We start from the raw sequence: 12,750 nt of genomic DNA, 5'->3' as shown, positions 1-12,750 counted from the left end.
TCGTCGGAGGTGCTCGCGGGTCAGCTGACCTTCTTGGCCTTCTCCAGGGCCTCCGCCAGGTTCGTCAGCAGCGGCACGCACTTGTCGTACGACAGGATGGGCTCGGGGGAGCGGGCGATGACCTGGCCGGCCTTCACCGCGGGGAGCTTCTTCCAGGTGGCCTTGGTGATGTCGGCGGGCTGGATGGCCGAGGTGCGGTCGTCCATCATGATGATGTCGGCGGGGTACTTGTCGACGTTCTCCCAGCTCAGCGACTCGTACCAGCCGCCGCCCTGCTTCTTGGCGCTCTCCGGCGGCTCCACGAAGTTCACACCGAGGGCCTTGAAGTACTCCAGGTCGATGGAGAGGTTGGTGCCGGAGACGTAGAACAGCTGGTCGCTGGCGCTGCCGGCCATCACCTTGATGCCGGGCTTGGCCTTGGCGGCGGCGCGCAGCCGGGCGGCGGCGTCCTCGAACCGCTTCTTGGCGTCGGTGACCTTCGCGGCCTTCATGTCCGCGCCGAGCGACGCGGCGAGGTCCCACATGCGCTGGAGCGGCTCGGTGAGCTGGCGGTCGTAGACGGAGATGCCGACGCTGGGGGCGAGCTGCGCGATCTTCTTCTTCGACTCCTCGGGGACGTACCAGAGGGTGCCGGCGTCGTCGAACATCGTGGAGATGAGCACGTCCGGGGCGAGGGAGGCGTACTTCTCGACGCTGAACTGGCCCCAGGCGTTGCCGAGGACCGTCACCTTGCTGACGTCCATGTCGCCGGCCTGGACGTCGGGCTTGCCGGCGGGGGTCTTCGTCGGGCCGAAGACCCCCTTCACCTGGATGCCGTAGTCGTACAGGGCGGCGCCGACACCGGTGAACGCGACGATGTTGGCGGGGACCTTGTCCAGCTTCACGGTCGTGCCGCGGTCGTCCCTGAAGGACCAGGGCCCGGACTTTCCGGCCTTCGCGTCCGTGCCCGAACCGCTGTCTTTGCCCTGGTCGTCCCCGCAGGCGGCGAGCGCGGCACCGAGTCCGAGGGCGCCGCCGGCGGCGAGCAGGCCGCGGCGAGTGAGGTGGGTGGCACGGGCGTGGGGCATGGGCATGACTGCTTTCGAACGGGGCGAGGCGCCCGCCGGACAAGTTCGAAGGTAGGTTAGCCTAACCTCAGCTGATGTCCAGGGGGCGGGTTCCTGCCCGTCCGACCGGAGCGCATCGTGCGGACGGCCGTCGGCGGGACCGGAGTTGGCGGTACGGCGGACAGGCCGGGGCCCGCGCGGCTACAGTCGACACCGCACGGCCGGCACAGCCGGCTGCGACGGGAATGGGTCCGACGTCCCTTTCGGGCGTGGTGGCCGGCGCGAGCCGACCCCGCGTCAATCGCGACAACCGCATACACGGCCTGTACGTCGGCAGGGCCTCAGTTGGTCATCCGTCTTCCGGGTGGTCGGCCTGAGACACCTGCCCTCGCGTACGCGGTCATCCCTCGGCTCGGCCACCCTCCGGCGCAGGAGGAACCCGAGCGTGGATCTGCAGATCATCCTGGCGGTTCTCGGCACGGCGGGCGTCGTGTCCGCGGCTCTGTCCGCTCTGAAGGGGCTTCTGGACCAGGTGCCCGATGTGATCCGGTCCTGGCGGCGCGTCGTGGACGAGGCCCGGCGTCCCCGCGCGGACGACGGCGGGGACAGTGCGCGATGACACGGGACCGGGCAGCCGGTGCCGCCGGTCCCGTGCGGGTGCCGGGCCCCGGGTCAGCTCACCAGGCCCAGCTCACGGGCGATCAGCATCCGCTGGACCTCGCTCGTGCCCTCGCCGATCTCCAGGATCTTGGAGTCGCGCCACATGCGGGCCACCGGGTACTCGTTCATGAAGCCGTAGCCGCCGTGGATCTGGGTGGCCTCGCGGGCGTTGTCGACGGCGACCGTGGAGGAGTACAGCTTGGCCAGGGCCGCCTCCTTCTTGAAGGGCTCGCCGGCCACCAGACGGCTGGCCGCGTCGCGCCAGGCGAGGCGCGCCGTGTGGGCCTTCATCTCCATGTCGGCGATCTTGAACTGGATCGCCTGGTTGGCGCCGATGGGCTTGCCGAAGGCGCGGCGCTCCTTGGCGTACTTGACCGACTCGTCCACGCACCCCTGCGCCAGGCCCGTCGCCAGGGCCGCGATGGCGATGCGGCCCTCGTCCAGGATGCGCAGGAACTGGGCGTACCCACGGCCCTGTTCGCCCAGCAGGTTGGCGGCGGGGACCCGGACGTCGGCGAACGACAGCTCACGGGTGTCCGACGCGTTCCAGCCGACCTTCGAGTAGGGCGCGGCCACCGTGAAGCCCGGCGTCCCCGACGGGACGATGATCGCGGAGATCTCCGGCCGGCCGTCCGGCTTGCGGCCGGTGACGGCGGTGACGGTCACCAGCCCCGTGATGTCCGTACCCGAGTTGGTGATGAAGCACTTGGTGCCGTTGATCACCCACTCGTCCGTGTCCGGGTCCAGGCGGGCCGTCGTGCGGGTCGCCCCCGCGTCACTGCCGCCGTCGGGCTCCGTGAGGCCGAACGCGCCCAGGATCTCGCCCGCGCACAGCCGGGGCAGCCACTCGCGCTTCTGCTCCTGCGTGCCGAACAGGTGCAGCGGCATCGCGCCCAGCGACACCCCCGCCTCCAGGGTGATCGCCACCGACGAGTCGACGCGGGCCAGCTCCTCCAGCGCGATGCCGAGCGCCAGGTAGTCGCCGCCCATACCGCCGTACTCCTCCGGGAACGGCAGCCCGAACAGGCCCATACGGCCCATCTCCCGGACGATCTCGTACGGGAACTCGTGCCGCTCGTAGAAGTCGCCGATCTTCGGCGCCACGACATCGTGCGCGAACTCCTCCACCGTACGGCGGAGGTCCTCCAGCTCGGGGCTGAGACGGTGGTCCATGCTGATCACTGGTCCTTGTGGGAGAGAGCGCGGACGGTACGGGACGGGCTGGGCCGGCCCAGCTGTTCGGCCATCCACACGCTCGTGGCGGTCAGACGGCCGAGGTCGACCCCCGTCTCGATGCCGAGCCCGTGCAGCATCCAGACGAGGTCCTCGGTGGCGAGGTTGCCGGTGGCGGACTTGGCGTACGGGCAGCCGCCCAGGCCGCCGGCGGAGGCGTCGACCGTGGTGACGCCGTGCTGCAGCGCCGCCAGCGTGTTGGCGAGCGCCTGGCCGTAGGTGTCGTGGAAGTGCACGCCGATCACCTCCGTCGGCACGCCCCGCTCGTTCAGCAGGCCGAGCAGCTCGCGCACCTGACCGGCCGTGGCCACGCCGATGGTGTCGCCGAGGCTCAGCTCGTCGCAGCCCATGTCCCGCAGGGCCGTGCAGACCCGGGCCACCTGGTGCGGCGGCACCGCGCCCTCCCACGGGTCGCCGAAACACATCGACACATAGCCGCGCACGTGCACGCCCCGGTCCTTGGCCTCGCGCACCACCGGCTCGAACACCGCGAGCGACTCGTCCAGCGTGCGGTTGAGGTTGGCCTTCGCGAAGGACTCGGTGGCACTGGCGAACACGGCGACGCGCCCGGCGCCGAGGGCCAGCGCCCGGTCCAGGCCGCGCCGGTTGGGCACCAGCACCGGCAGGGCCACCCCGGGAAGGTCGCTCACCTGCGGGAACAGCTCCTCGGCGTCCGCCAGTTGGGGCACCCACTCGGGGTGCACGAAGCTGGTCGCCTCGATCGTCGTCAGACCCGCGTCGGCCAGCCGCCGGATGAACTCCGCCTTCACCGCCGTCGGCACGGCCGTCTTCTCGTTCTGCAACCCGTCGCGCGCGCCGACCTCGTGGATCCGCACCCGCGCGGGCAGGCCCGGGGCCGGTACCACCATGGGCAGACCGCCGACGCTCATTCCGCCGCCTCCTTCGGGGCGATGACGGCCAGCACCTGGTCCATGGCGACCGTCGTGCCCGGTGTCACGTCCAGCTCGGCGACCGTGCCGGCGTGCGGGGCGGAGATGACGTGCTCCATCTTCATCGCCTCCACCACCAGCAGGCTCTGCCCGGCGGTCACGTCGTCGCCTACGGCCACCTTGACCACCGTCACCGTGCCGGGCATGGGCGCGGTCAGCGAGTCGGCGCCCGCGTGGGCGGCGCGGTTCAGCGACGCGGCCACCGGGTCGTGGTCGCGCACCTGCCAGGCGTCCCCGTCCCGGCCGATCCAGTCACCGGCCCGGTGGAAGGTGTGCCGGACGCCGTCGAGGGTGACGGTCACGCGGTCACCGGTGACGGTGTGGGTACCCCGGGGCGTGTACGTCACCGGGTCCTGCACCCGCAGCGGGAAGGCGGGCGGCTTCGGGGTGCCGCCGAGGCGCCACCCGCTCGGCACCGAGAAGGGGTCGGTCCAGCCCTGGGCACGCGGCTCCAGCCGCTCCAGGCGTACGGCCGCCGCCGCCTCGTAGACCTCCTCGGGCACGTCCGCGGGGACCAGGTCGTCCACGACACGCTCGACCAGGCCCGTGTCCAGCTCGCCCGCGACGACCGCCGGATGCGCGAGCAGCCGGCGCAGGAAGCCCGCGTTGGTCTGCACGCCCAGCGTGACCGTCTCCGCGAGCGCCGAGCGGAGCTTCCTGAGCGCCGTCTCGCGGTCGGGGCCGTAGGCGATCACCTTGGACAGCATCGGGTCGTACAGGCTGCCCACCTCGGTGCCCTCGGTGAGCCCGGAGTCGGTGCGCACGCCGTCGCCCTGCGGTTCGCGCAGCAGCAGGACGGTGCCACCGGACGGCAGGAACCCGCGCGCGGGGTCCTCCGCGCAGATCCGGGCCTCCACCGCGTGGCCGGTCAGCCGCACGTCCTCCTGCGCGAAGGCCAGCGGCTCCCCGGCGGCCACCCGCAGCTGCCACTCCACCAGGTCCAGCCCGGTGACGAGTTCGGTGACCGGGTGCTCCACCTGGAGACGGGTGTTCATCTCCATGAAGTAGTACTGCGAGGGATCGCCGCCCGGGACGATGAACTCCACCGTGCCCGCGCCCCGGTACCCGCACGAGCGCGCCGCCTGCACGGCCGCCTCGCCCATCGCGGCCCGGGTCCGCTCGTCGAGGAGCACGCTCGGCGCCTCCTCGATGATCTTCTGGTGGCGCCGCTGGAGGGAGCACTCGCGCTCGCCCAGGTGGACCACGTTGCCGTGGCCGTCGGCCAGCACCTGGATCTCGATGTGCCGGGGCCGGTCGACCCACCGCTCCACCAGCAGGGTGTCGTCGCCGAAGGAGGCGCGGGCCTCGCGGCGGGCGGCGGCGATCTCCTCCTCCAGCACGGTCATGTCCCGCACCAGCCGCATGCCCTTGCCGCCGCCGCCGGCGGAGGGCTTGAGCAGCACGGGGGCGCCCAGCGCGCGGGCCGCCTCGGCCAGCTCCGGGTCCCGGCCGCCCGGCACCACCGGCACCCCGGCCGCCTGCACCGTCTCCTTGGCGCGGATCTTGTCGCCCATGAGCGCGATCGCGTCCGCCGGCGGGCCGATGAACACCAGCCCCGCCTCCTCGCAGGCGCGCGCGAAGGCGGCGTTCTCCGCGAGGAAGCCGTAGCCGGGGTGGACGGCCTGGGCGCCGGTGCGGGCGGCGGCCTGAAGCAGCCGCTCCACCGACAGATAGCTCTCGGCGGCCGGCGCCGGACCGATCCGTACCGCCGTGTCGGCCTCCCGGACGTGCCGCGCGTCGGCGTCGGCGTCGGAGAAGACCGCCACCGAGCGCACGCCCAGCGAGCGGAGCGTACGGATGACGCGTACGGCGATCTCGCCCCGGTTGGCCACCAGCACTGTGTCGAACACGGTTCCCCTCCTCACATCCGGAAGACGCCGAACTGGGGGTCTCCCAGGGGCGCGTTGGCGCAGGCCGTCAGGGCGAGGCCCAGCACCTGACGGGTCTCAAGCGGGTCGATGACGCCGTCGTCCCACAGCCGGGCGGTGGCGTAGTAGGCGTTGCCCTGGCGTTCGTACTGCGCGCGGATGGGCGCCTTGAAGGCCTCCTCGTCCTCGGCGGGCCACTGCTCGCCGCGCGCCTCCAGCTGGTCCCGCTTGACGGTCGCCAGCACGGACGCGGCCTGCTCGCCGCCCATGACGGAGATCTTGGCGTTGGGCCACATCCACAGGAACCGGGGGGAGTAGGCCCGGCCGCACATCGAGTAGTTGCCCGCGCCGTACGAGCCGCCGACGACGACCGTCAGCTTCGGCACGCGCGTGCAGGCGACCGCGGTCACCATCTTGGCGCCGTGCTTGGCGATGCCGCCGGCCTCGTAGTCCTTGCCGACCATGAAGCCGGAGATGTTCTGGAGGAACACCAGCGGGATGCCGCGCTGGTCGCACAGCTCGATGAAGTGGGCGCCCTTCTGGGCGGACTCGGAGAACAGGATGCCGTTGTTGGCGACGATCCCGACCGGGTGGCCGTGGATCCGCGCGAAGCCGGTGACCAGGGTCTGCCCGAACTCGCTCTTGAACTCGGCGAACCGGGAGCCGTCGACCACGCGCGCGATGATCTCCCGGACGTCGTAGGGGGTGCGGGAGTCGACGGGGACCGCGCCGTAGAGCCCGTAGGGGTCGACCTTCGGCTCGGTGACCGGCGCGACCTCCCAGGGCGGGGACTGCCGGGCCGGCAGCGTGGCGACGATGGTGCGGACGATCCTGAGGGCGTGGGCGTCGTCCTCGGCGAGGTGGTCGGTGACGCCGGAGACCCGGGAGTGGACCTCGCCGCCGCCCAGCTCCTCCGCCGTGACGACCTCGCCGGTGGCCGCCTTCACCAGGGGCGGGCCGCCCAGGAAGATCGTGCCCTGGTCGCGGACGATCACGGCCTCGTCGCTCATCGCCGGCACGTACGCCCCGCCGGCCGTGCACGAGCCGAGCACGGCCGCGATCTGCGGAATGCCCGCGCCGGACATCCGGGCCTGGTTGTAGAAGATCCGCCCGAAGTGGTCCCGGTCCGGGAAGACCTCGTCCTGCATCGGCAGGAAGGCCCCGCCGGAGTCGACCAGGTAGACGCAGGGCAGCCGGTTGTCGAGGGCCACCTCCTGGGCGCGCAGGTGCTTCTTCACCGTCATCGGGTAGTACGTGCCGCCCTTGACCGTGGCGTCGTTCGCGACGATCACGCACTCGCGCCCGCTGACCCGCCCGATCCCGGCGATCACCCCGGCGGCCGGGGCCTGTCCCTCGTACATCCCGTCGGCCGCGAGCGGGGCCAGCTCCAGGAAGGGCGAGCCCGGGTCGAGCAGCGTGTCCACCCTGTCCCTGGGCAGCAGCTTGCCGCGCGCGGTGTGCCGGGCGCGCGCCTTCTCGCCGCCGCCGAGGGCCGCCGCGGCCAGCTTGGCGCGCAGCTCCTCCACGAGGGCGAGATGAGCCTGTTCATTGGCCCGCCAGGCCTCCGACGCGGGATCTGCCGCGCTCTGAAGCTCCGGTGCCTCCTGCATCCTGCGGTTCCCCTCACCGGTGATCGAACCTGTTAATGAGCGTTAACCATTGCCATCAGGTTAACGACCGCTAACCTCGCTGTCTAGAATTGTCGGCATGGTCACCAGAACCGACGCCCCCACCCGCCGTGAGCAGATCCTCAAGGAGGCCGCCCGGCTGTTCGCCGAGCGCGGGTTCCACGGCGTCGGTGTCGACGAGATAGGCGCCGCGGTCGGCATCAGCGGCCCCGGTCTCTACCGGCACTTCCCCGGCAAGGACGCGATGCTCGCCGAGCTGCTGGTCGGCATCAGCGGACAGCTGCTGACCGGGGCCAAGCGCCGGGTGGCGGAGGCCGACGGGGTCCCCGCGACCCGCGTCCTCGACTCCCTGATCGAGGGCCACATCGACTTCGCCCTGGACGACCGCCCGCTGATCACCCTGCACGACCGCGAGCTGGACCGCCTGCGGGACAGCGACCGCAAGCTGGTCCGCCAGCTCCAGCGGCAGTACGTGGAGCTGTGGGTGGAGGTGGTCCGCGCGGTGTACCCGGGCCTGACCGAACCGGCCGCCCGCTCGGCCGTCCACTCGGTCTTCGGCCTGCTCAACTCCACCCCCCACCTCGGCCGCGCCGGCACGCTCCCGGGCCGGGGCACGACGGCGGCCCTGCTGCACCGCATGGCGCGGGGTGCGTTCGAGGCGGCGGGCGAGCAGTAGCCCGACCGGGCTGTCCGCGCAGGTCAGCGGCATGGTCTGATTCCCCCTGCACCGATGGAAGGGGGAGCCGTGAGGACCGACACGGCCGGGGGAGTGACGGGTTCGAGCGTGCTGCGGGGGCTGACCGCGCTCGCCGTGGCGGCGGCACTGACGGCCGCCGCCGGGGGTGACCGGGCGCGGGGCTACGCGCAGGGCGACGGCATCGCCCTGCCGGCGGAGGCCACGTTCAGCGTCGGCTACGAGCACGCGCGGGTGGGCGCCGAGTACTGGGTCAGCACGCCGCTGCCCCGGAACGGCACGGCGGAGCCGCTCACCGTGCTGCGCGTGCTGCGGGTGCCCCGGGGGCTCAAGGTGGTGCGGTACGGGGGCGTCACGCTCGACCAGGCCGGCGGCTACGCCATCGGGGTCACCCGGGATCTGCGGGCCGGCCCCGCCCGGCCGTTCGCGGTGGCGCCGCACGGCCGGGCCGGCGCCTACTTCCATGTCCGCGTGCGGGTGACCGGGCCCGTGCGTGGCACGCTCTCGGGATGCCGGTTCTTCTACCGGCAGGGCGCCGTGGAATACCGGCAGGACGTCGGCTGCGAGACGGACATCCGGCTCGGCCCGCCCTTGCGGGGAGCGTGACGAGCGTTACGGCGGGACCCCCCTGGACGGGGCTCCGTACTCGCCGGTACGGTGAGTGAGCAAGCGCTTAGACATGCCGATGTCAGGTACGTGGAGGTGGCGGCGTGCGCCGTACGGTGTTCAACGAGGATCACGAGGCGTTCCGGGAGACCCTTCGCGCCTTCATCGAGGCCGAGGTCGTCCCGGTCTACGACGAGTGGTTCGCCGCCGGCCAGGCGCCGCGCGACTTCTACTACAAGCTCGGCGAGCTGGGCATCTTCGGCATCAGCGTGCCCGAGGAGTTCGGCGGCGCGGGCCTGGACACCCACAAGTTCGAGGCCGTCCTCTACGAGGAGACCGCCCGCGCGGGCGTGCAGTTCGGCGGCTCCGGCGTGCACGTGCTGCTCGCCCTGCCGTACATCAAGATGCTCGCCACCGACGAGCAGAAGAAGCGCTACCTGCCGAAGTTCGTCACCGGCGAGGAGATGTGGGCCATCGCGATGACCGAGCCGGGCACCGGCTCCGACCTCGCGGGCATGAAGACCACCGCCAGGCTCTCCGAGGACGGCACGCACTACGTCCTCAACGGCGCCAAGACCTTCATCACCGGCGGTGTGCACGCCGACAAGGTGATCGTCTGCGCCCGCACGGCCGCGCCCACCGCCGAGGACCGCCGCCACGGCATCTCCCTGTTCGCCGTGGACACCAAGTCCGAGGGCTACTCCATCGGCCGCAAGCTGGACAAGCTGGGCCTGCGCACCTCCGACACCGCCGAGCTGGCCTTCGTCGACGTCAAGGTCCCGGTCGAGGACCTGCTCGGCGAGGAGAACAAGGGCTTCTCCTACCTCGGCCACAACCTGGCCTCCGAGCGCTGGGGCATCGCCTTCGGCGCCTACGCCCAGGCCAAGGCCGCCGTCCGCTTCGCCAAGCAGTACGTGCAGGAGCGCACCGTCTTCGGCAAGCCGGTCGCCCACTTCCAGAACACCAAGTTCGAGCTGGCCGCCTGCCAGGCCGAGGTGGACGCCGCCGAGGCCGTCGCCGACCGCGCCCTGGAGGCCCTGGACGCCGGTGAGCTGACCCCCGCCGAGGCCGCCTCCGCGAAGCTGTTCTGCACCGAGGTCGCCCACCGCGTGATCGACCGCTGCCTCCAGCTGCACGGCGGCTACGGCTACATGAACGAGTACCCGATCGCCCGCCTGTACGCGGACAACCGCGTCAACCGCATCTACGGCGGCACCAGCGAGATCATGAAGACGATCATCGCCAAGGACATGGGCCTGTAGGACGCCGGTAACGACTGGCCGGTACAACTACCACCCATGAGCCAGGCACTCCAGGATCTCCTCGATCTGCTCGACCTGGAGCAGATCGAGGAGAACATCTTCCGCGGCCGGTCCCGCTCCGCCGTCGTCCCCCGCGTCTTCGGCGGGCAGGTCGCGGCACAGGCGCTGGTCGCCGCCGGGCGGACGGTCCCCGCGGACCGGCCCGCCCATTCCCTGCACGCGTACTTCCTGCGCCCCGGCGACCCCGGCGCGCCCATCGTCTACACCGTGGACCGCATCCGCGACGGCCGGTCCTTCACCACCCGCCGGGTGGTCGCCGTCCAGCACGGCAAGCCGATCTTCCACCTGTCGGCGTCCTTCCAGACGTACGAGGACGGCCTGGACCACCAGGCGCCCATGCCCGCCGCGCCCGACCCGGCGACCCTGCCGACCTCCCAGGAGCGGCTGCGCGGCTACGGCCACCTCGCGCCCGACGTGGTGGAGCGGTTCCTGGAGGCGCGCGAGGCGATCGACCTCCGCTACGTGGACGAGCCGCCGTACGGGCGCTACGGCGAGCCGCGCGAGCCGCACTCGCAGGTGTGGTTCCGCACCAACGGCAAGCTGGACGACGACCCCCTGCTGCACGTCGTCCTCGCCACCTACGTCTCCGACATGACCCTGCTCGACTCCGTGCTGCTCGCGCACGGGCGCGGGGGCTGGGCCGTCGGGGACGTCGTCGGGGCCTCCCTGGACCACGCGATGTGGTTCCACCGGCCCTTCCGGGCCGACGAATGGCTGCTGTACGACCAGGAGTCACCGTCCGCGCACGGCGGTCGCGGCCTCGGCCAGGCGCGCATCTACACCCAGGACGGGCGGCTCGCCATCTCGGTCATCCAGGAGGGCGTCGTCCGCGTGCCGAGACGGCCGTGACAGGGGTGCTCTCCGAGATGACGCGTGACCTATGTGGGACTAGGCTCTCTGAGTGAAAGCCCGCAGTGAGCGGCATGCCCGGCAGACCCGTGTGTGAGGTGCCCGGCGACCGTTTCGGTTCCGACCGGCTGCGGTGACATCTGAAGACCGCGCCGCATTCTTCCCCTTTCGCAGCGGCGACGGCCATCCACCTCGCGCCTCCCCCAGGGAGCCGTGAGAGACGATGGAGATGGAAGGTATTCCCATGCGATCACAGCGCGCGAGGCGTCTTGTCGCGATTTCCGCCAGCGGTCTGCTGCTGGCCGGCGGAGCCGCGATCGGCACCGCCGGAACCGCCTCTGCCTCGACCCACACCGACCACAGTTCCTACAGCTGGAACTGGGGCGACGATGACGACGACAACGGCTACGGCGGTGACCACGGCGGCTACGACAACGGCTACGGCGGTGACCACGGCGGTGGCGGCGACCACGGCGGCTACGGCGGCGACCACGGCGGTGGCGGAGGCCACGGCGGTGGCGGAGGCCACGGCGGTGGCGGAGGCCACGGCGGTGGTGGCGGCGGTCACGGCGGCGGCGGTGGCGGTCACGGCGGCGGTGGCGGCGGTCACGGCGGCGGTGGCGGTGGCGGTGGCCACTGAGCCGACCGGCGACTGACGACGTGCGGCCCCGTTCCACGGGGCCGCACCTCAGTTGTGAGGGAACACCGGGCGCCCCGCGTGACGCGACGTCAGGCGAGACCCGCCGCGGCGAGCAGATACGCCGTCATCGGGTCGTAGTGACGCGGGCTCACCACATGGTCGTCCAGCGGGACGACGACCTGCACGGTGCCCTCGGACTCGGCGAGGAACAGCGCCGGGTCGTTGCAGTCGGCGTACCCCATGGAGTCGACCCCGTGCTGTCCCGCGTACCCGGCCCAGCCGTGGTCGGCGACCACGAGGTCCGGCAGCGGGCGCCCCTCCCGCTCAAGTCCCGTCAGAACGGCCCGCATCGGCTCACCGGAGTGCGTGTGCCACAGCGTCGCCCCGTGCTCCAGCACGGCCACGTCCGCGAACTGCATCACGTATCCCTCGTCGGTCTGGAGCCCGTCCGGGATGACGACGATCTCGCAGCCGGCGGCGCGCAGCGCGGCGGCCGTGGCCCGGTGGACGTCCAGCAGTCCGCCCGGGTGCCCGGTCGCGAACAGCACCCGCTGCCGGTCCTCGGCCGCCTTGCGCAGCCGCGCCGCCATGCGGTCCAGGGCGTCCACGGTCAGCTCGGGGTCGATGGTGTCCTGCCCGTACCGGTACTCCGGGTCGTCGTTGACACCCACCCGCTCGGCCATGACCGCGAGCACGTCCTGCTCGTCCGTCCAGCGGTCGCCCAGCTCCAGGCCGAGCCAGAAGCCCCGGACACCGTTGGCGAGCTGACGGTAGTGGGAGAGGTTGTTCTCGCGGGGCGTGGCGACGTCCCCCGCGATACGCGTGCGCACCAGGTGGTCGACGAGCTGGGCGCGGCTGGGTGTCCCGGATATCGGCATGCCTCCCATTGTGGTGCAGCGCACGGCGCGCGTCCTCGGCATACCGCCCGCTGGGACGGGGGTCACTCGGCGCTCCGTCAGTCACGGCGCAGCGCGAACCACAGCTCCATCCGCACGTCCGGATCGTCCAGGTCGGCGGCCAACAGGGCCGCGCAGCGGGCGATCCGCTGCCGCACGGTGTTGCGGTGCACGTCCAGCGCCACCGCCGTACGGTCCCAACTGCCGTGCAGGGACAGCCAGGTGCGCAGGGTGTCGGCGAGCGCGGCCTGCCCCGCGAGGGGCGCGAGCAGCGTACGGGCGTGGGTCTCGGCGTCCGCCCGCGGCACCAGGTCCGCGAGCGCCGGCCGGGCCGCGTGCCGGACCAGCGGGGTGCGGG

Annotated in this window: 13 protein-coding genes; 6 read left to right on the top strand and 7 right to left on the bottom strand. The window is 72.1% G+C overall.

Annotated features, from left to right (window positions below; genetic code table 11):
• Window positions 1-20 precede the first annotated feature (20 nt).
• Entirely contained in the window at window positions 21-1,067 is a 1,047-nt protein-coding gene (locus tag ABZV94_RS11790) for an ABC transporter substrate-binding protein (RefSeq protein ID WP_356339814.1), read from the bottom strand.
• A gap of 424 nt (window positions 1,068-1,491) precedes the next feature.
• Between ABZV94_RS11790 and ABZV94_RS11785 the strand changes: the two genes are divergently transcribed.
• Complete coding sequence (locus ABZV94_RS11785; protein WP_356339812.1) at window positions 1,492-1,665, top strand: hypothetical protein; 174 nt, start codon at window positions 1,492-1,494, stop codon at window positions 1,663-1,665.
• Window positions 1,666-1,718: 53 nt separating this feature from the next.
• On the opposite strand, the gene ABZV94_RS11780 is transcribed toward ABZV94_RS11785, so the two are convergent.
• Genes ABZV94_RS11780 through ABZV94_RS11765 form a run of 4 tightly spaced genes read right to left on the bottom strand, consistent with a single transcriptional unit; the run spans window position 1,719 to window position 7,367 of the window.
• The gene (locus ABZV94_RS11780) at window positions 1,719-2,879 is read right to left on the bottom strand and encodes an acyl-CoA dehydrogenase family protein (protein WP_356339810.1); all 1,161 of its coding nucleotides are present in this window, start codon (window positions 2,877-2,879) and stop codon (window positions 1,719-1,721) included.
• A gap of 5 nt (window positions 2,880-2,884) precedes the next feature.
• On the bottom strand, window positions 2,885-3,829 hold the full coding sequence (locus ABZV94_RS11775; RefSeq protein WP_356339808.1) for a hydroxymethylglutaryl-CoA lyase: 945 nt from the start codon (window positions 3,827-3,829) through the stop codon (window positions 2,885-2,887).
• Window positions 3,826-5,739: an acetyl/propionyl/methylcrotonyl-CoA carboxylase subunit alpha gene (locus ABZV94_RS11770; RefSeq protein ID WP_356339806.1), complete on the bottom strand. Its 1,914-nt coding sequence runs from the start codon at window positions 5,737-5,739 to the stop codon at window positions 3,826-3,828. Before ABZV94_RS11770 ends, ABZV94_RS11775 begins: the two co-directional genes overlap by 4 nt.
• Window positions 5,740-5,750: 11 nt before the next feature.
• The gene (locus ABZV94_RS11765) at window positions 5,751-7,367 is read right to left on the bottom strand and encodes a carboxyl transferase domain-containing protein (RefSeq protein WP_356339805.1); all 1,617 of its coding nucleotides are present in this window, start codon (window positions 7,365-7,367) and stop codon (window positions 5,751-5,753) included.
• A 97-nt stretch (window positions 7,368-7,464) separates the two neighbouring features.
• Here ABZV94_RS11765 and ABZV94_RS11760 point away from each other — a divergent pair, with 97 nt between their 5' ends.
• From ABZV94_RS11760 to ABZV94_RS11740, 5 genes are all read left to right on the top strand, one after another.
• Complete coding sequence (locus ABZV94_RS11760) at window positions 7,465-8,061, top strand: TetR/AcrR family transcriptional regulator (protein ID WP_356339803.1); 597 nt, start codon at window positions 7,465-7,467, stop codon at window positions 8,059-8,061.
• 69 nt (window positions 8,062-8,130) lie between these two features.
• Window positions 8,131-8,685, top strand: a complete 555-nt coding sequence (locus ABZV94_RS11755) for a hypothetical protein (protein ID WP_356339801.1) — start codon at window positions 8,131-8,133, stop codon at window positions 8,683-8,685.
• Between the two features lie 104 nt (window positions 8,686-8,789).
• Entirely contained in the window at window positions 8,790-9,947 is a 1,158-nt protein-coding gene (locus ABZV94_RS11750; RefSeq protein ID WP_356339799.1) for an acyl-CoA dehydrogenase family protein, read from the top strand.
• A 36-nt stretch (window positions 9,948-9,983) separates the two neighbouring features.
• The gene (gene tesB, locus ABZV94_RS11745; RefSeq protein ID WP_356339796.1) at window positions 9,984-10,856 is read left to right on the top strand and encodes an acyl-CoA thioesterase II; all 873 of its coding nucleotides are present in this window, start codon (window positions 9,984-9,986) and stop codon (window positions 10,854-10,856) included.
• Window positions 10,857-11,245: 389 nt separating this feature from the next.
• Window positions 11,246-11,512 carry a hypothetical protein gene (locus tag ABZV94_RS11740; protein WP_356339795.1) on the top strand — a complete coding sequence of 89 codons (267 nt, stop codon included), beginning with the start codon at window positions 11,246-11,248 and terminating at the stop codon, window positions 11,510-11,512.
• Between the two features lie 73 nt (window positions 11,513-11,585).
• Here ABZV94_RS11740 and ABZV94_RS11735 read toward each other — a convergent pair whose 3' ends face one another.
• Window positions 11,586-12,374, bottom strand: a complete 789-nt coding sequence (locus ABZV94_RS11735) for a phosphatase (RefSeq protein ID WP_356339793.1) — start codon at window positions 12,372-12,374, stop codon at window positions 11,586-11,588.
• A gap of 77 nt (window positions 12,375-12,451) precedes the next feature.
• Window positions 12,452-12,750, bottom strand: a 299-nt coding sequence (locus tag ABZV94_RS11730; protein WP_356339791.1) for a helix-turn-helix domain-containing protein, incomplete at its 5' end; no start/stop codon positions are given.

Source organism: Streptomyces sp. NPDC004658, assembly GCF_040609555.1.
GTDB lineage: Bacteria > Actinomycetota > Actinomycetes > Streptomycetales > Streptomycetaceae > Streptomyces.
Note: the sequence above shows the minus strand (reverse complement) of the source record. Positions and strands in the feature narration are given on the sequence as shown.

Excerpts from the sequence above, each read along its gene's own strand:
- ABZV94_RS11790 (WP_356339814.1), bottom strand. The coding sequence starts at position 1,067 with ATGCCCCACGCCCGTGCCACCCACCTCACTCGCCGCGGCCTGCTCGCC.
- ABZV94_RS11780 (WP_356339810.1), bottom strand. The coding sequence starts at position 2,879 with ATGGACCACCGTCTCAGCCCCGAGCTGGAGGACCTCCGCCGTACGGTG.
- ABZV94_RS11775 (WP_356339808.1), bottom strand. The coding sequence starts at position 3,829 with ATGAGCGTCGGCGGTCTGCCCATGGTGGTACCGGCCCCGGGCCTGCCC.
- ABZV94_RS11765 (WP_356339805.1), bottom strand. The coding sequence starts at position 7,367 with ATGCAGGAGGCACCGGAGCTTCAGAGCGCGGCAGATCCCGCGTCGGAG.
- ABZV94_RS11760 (WP_356339803.1), top strand. The coding sequence starts at position 7,465 with ATGGTCACCAGAACCGACGCCCCCACCCGCCGTGAGCAGATCCTCAAG.
- tesB (WP_356339796.1), top strand. The coding sequence starts at position 9,984 with ATGAGCCAGGCACTCCAGGATCTCCTCGATCTGCTCGACCTGGAGCAG.
- ABZV94_RS11740 (WP_356339795.1), top strand. The coding sequence starts at position 11,246 with ATGACGACGACAACGGCTACGGCGGTGACCACGGCGGCTACGACAACG.
- ABZV94_RS11735 (WP_356339793.1), bottom strand. The coding sequence starts at position 12,374 with ATGCCGATATCCGGGACACCCAGCCGCGCCCAGCTCGTCGACCACCTG.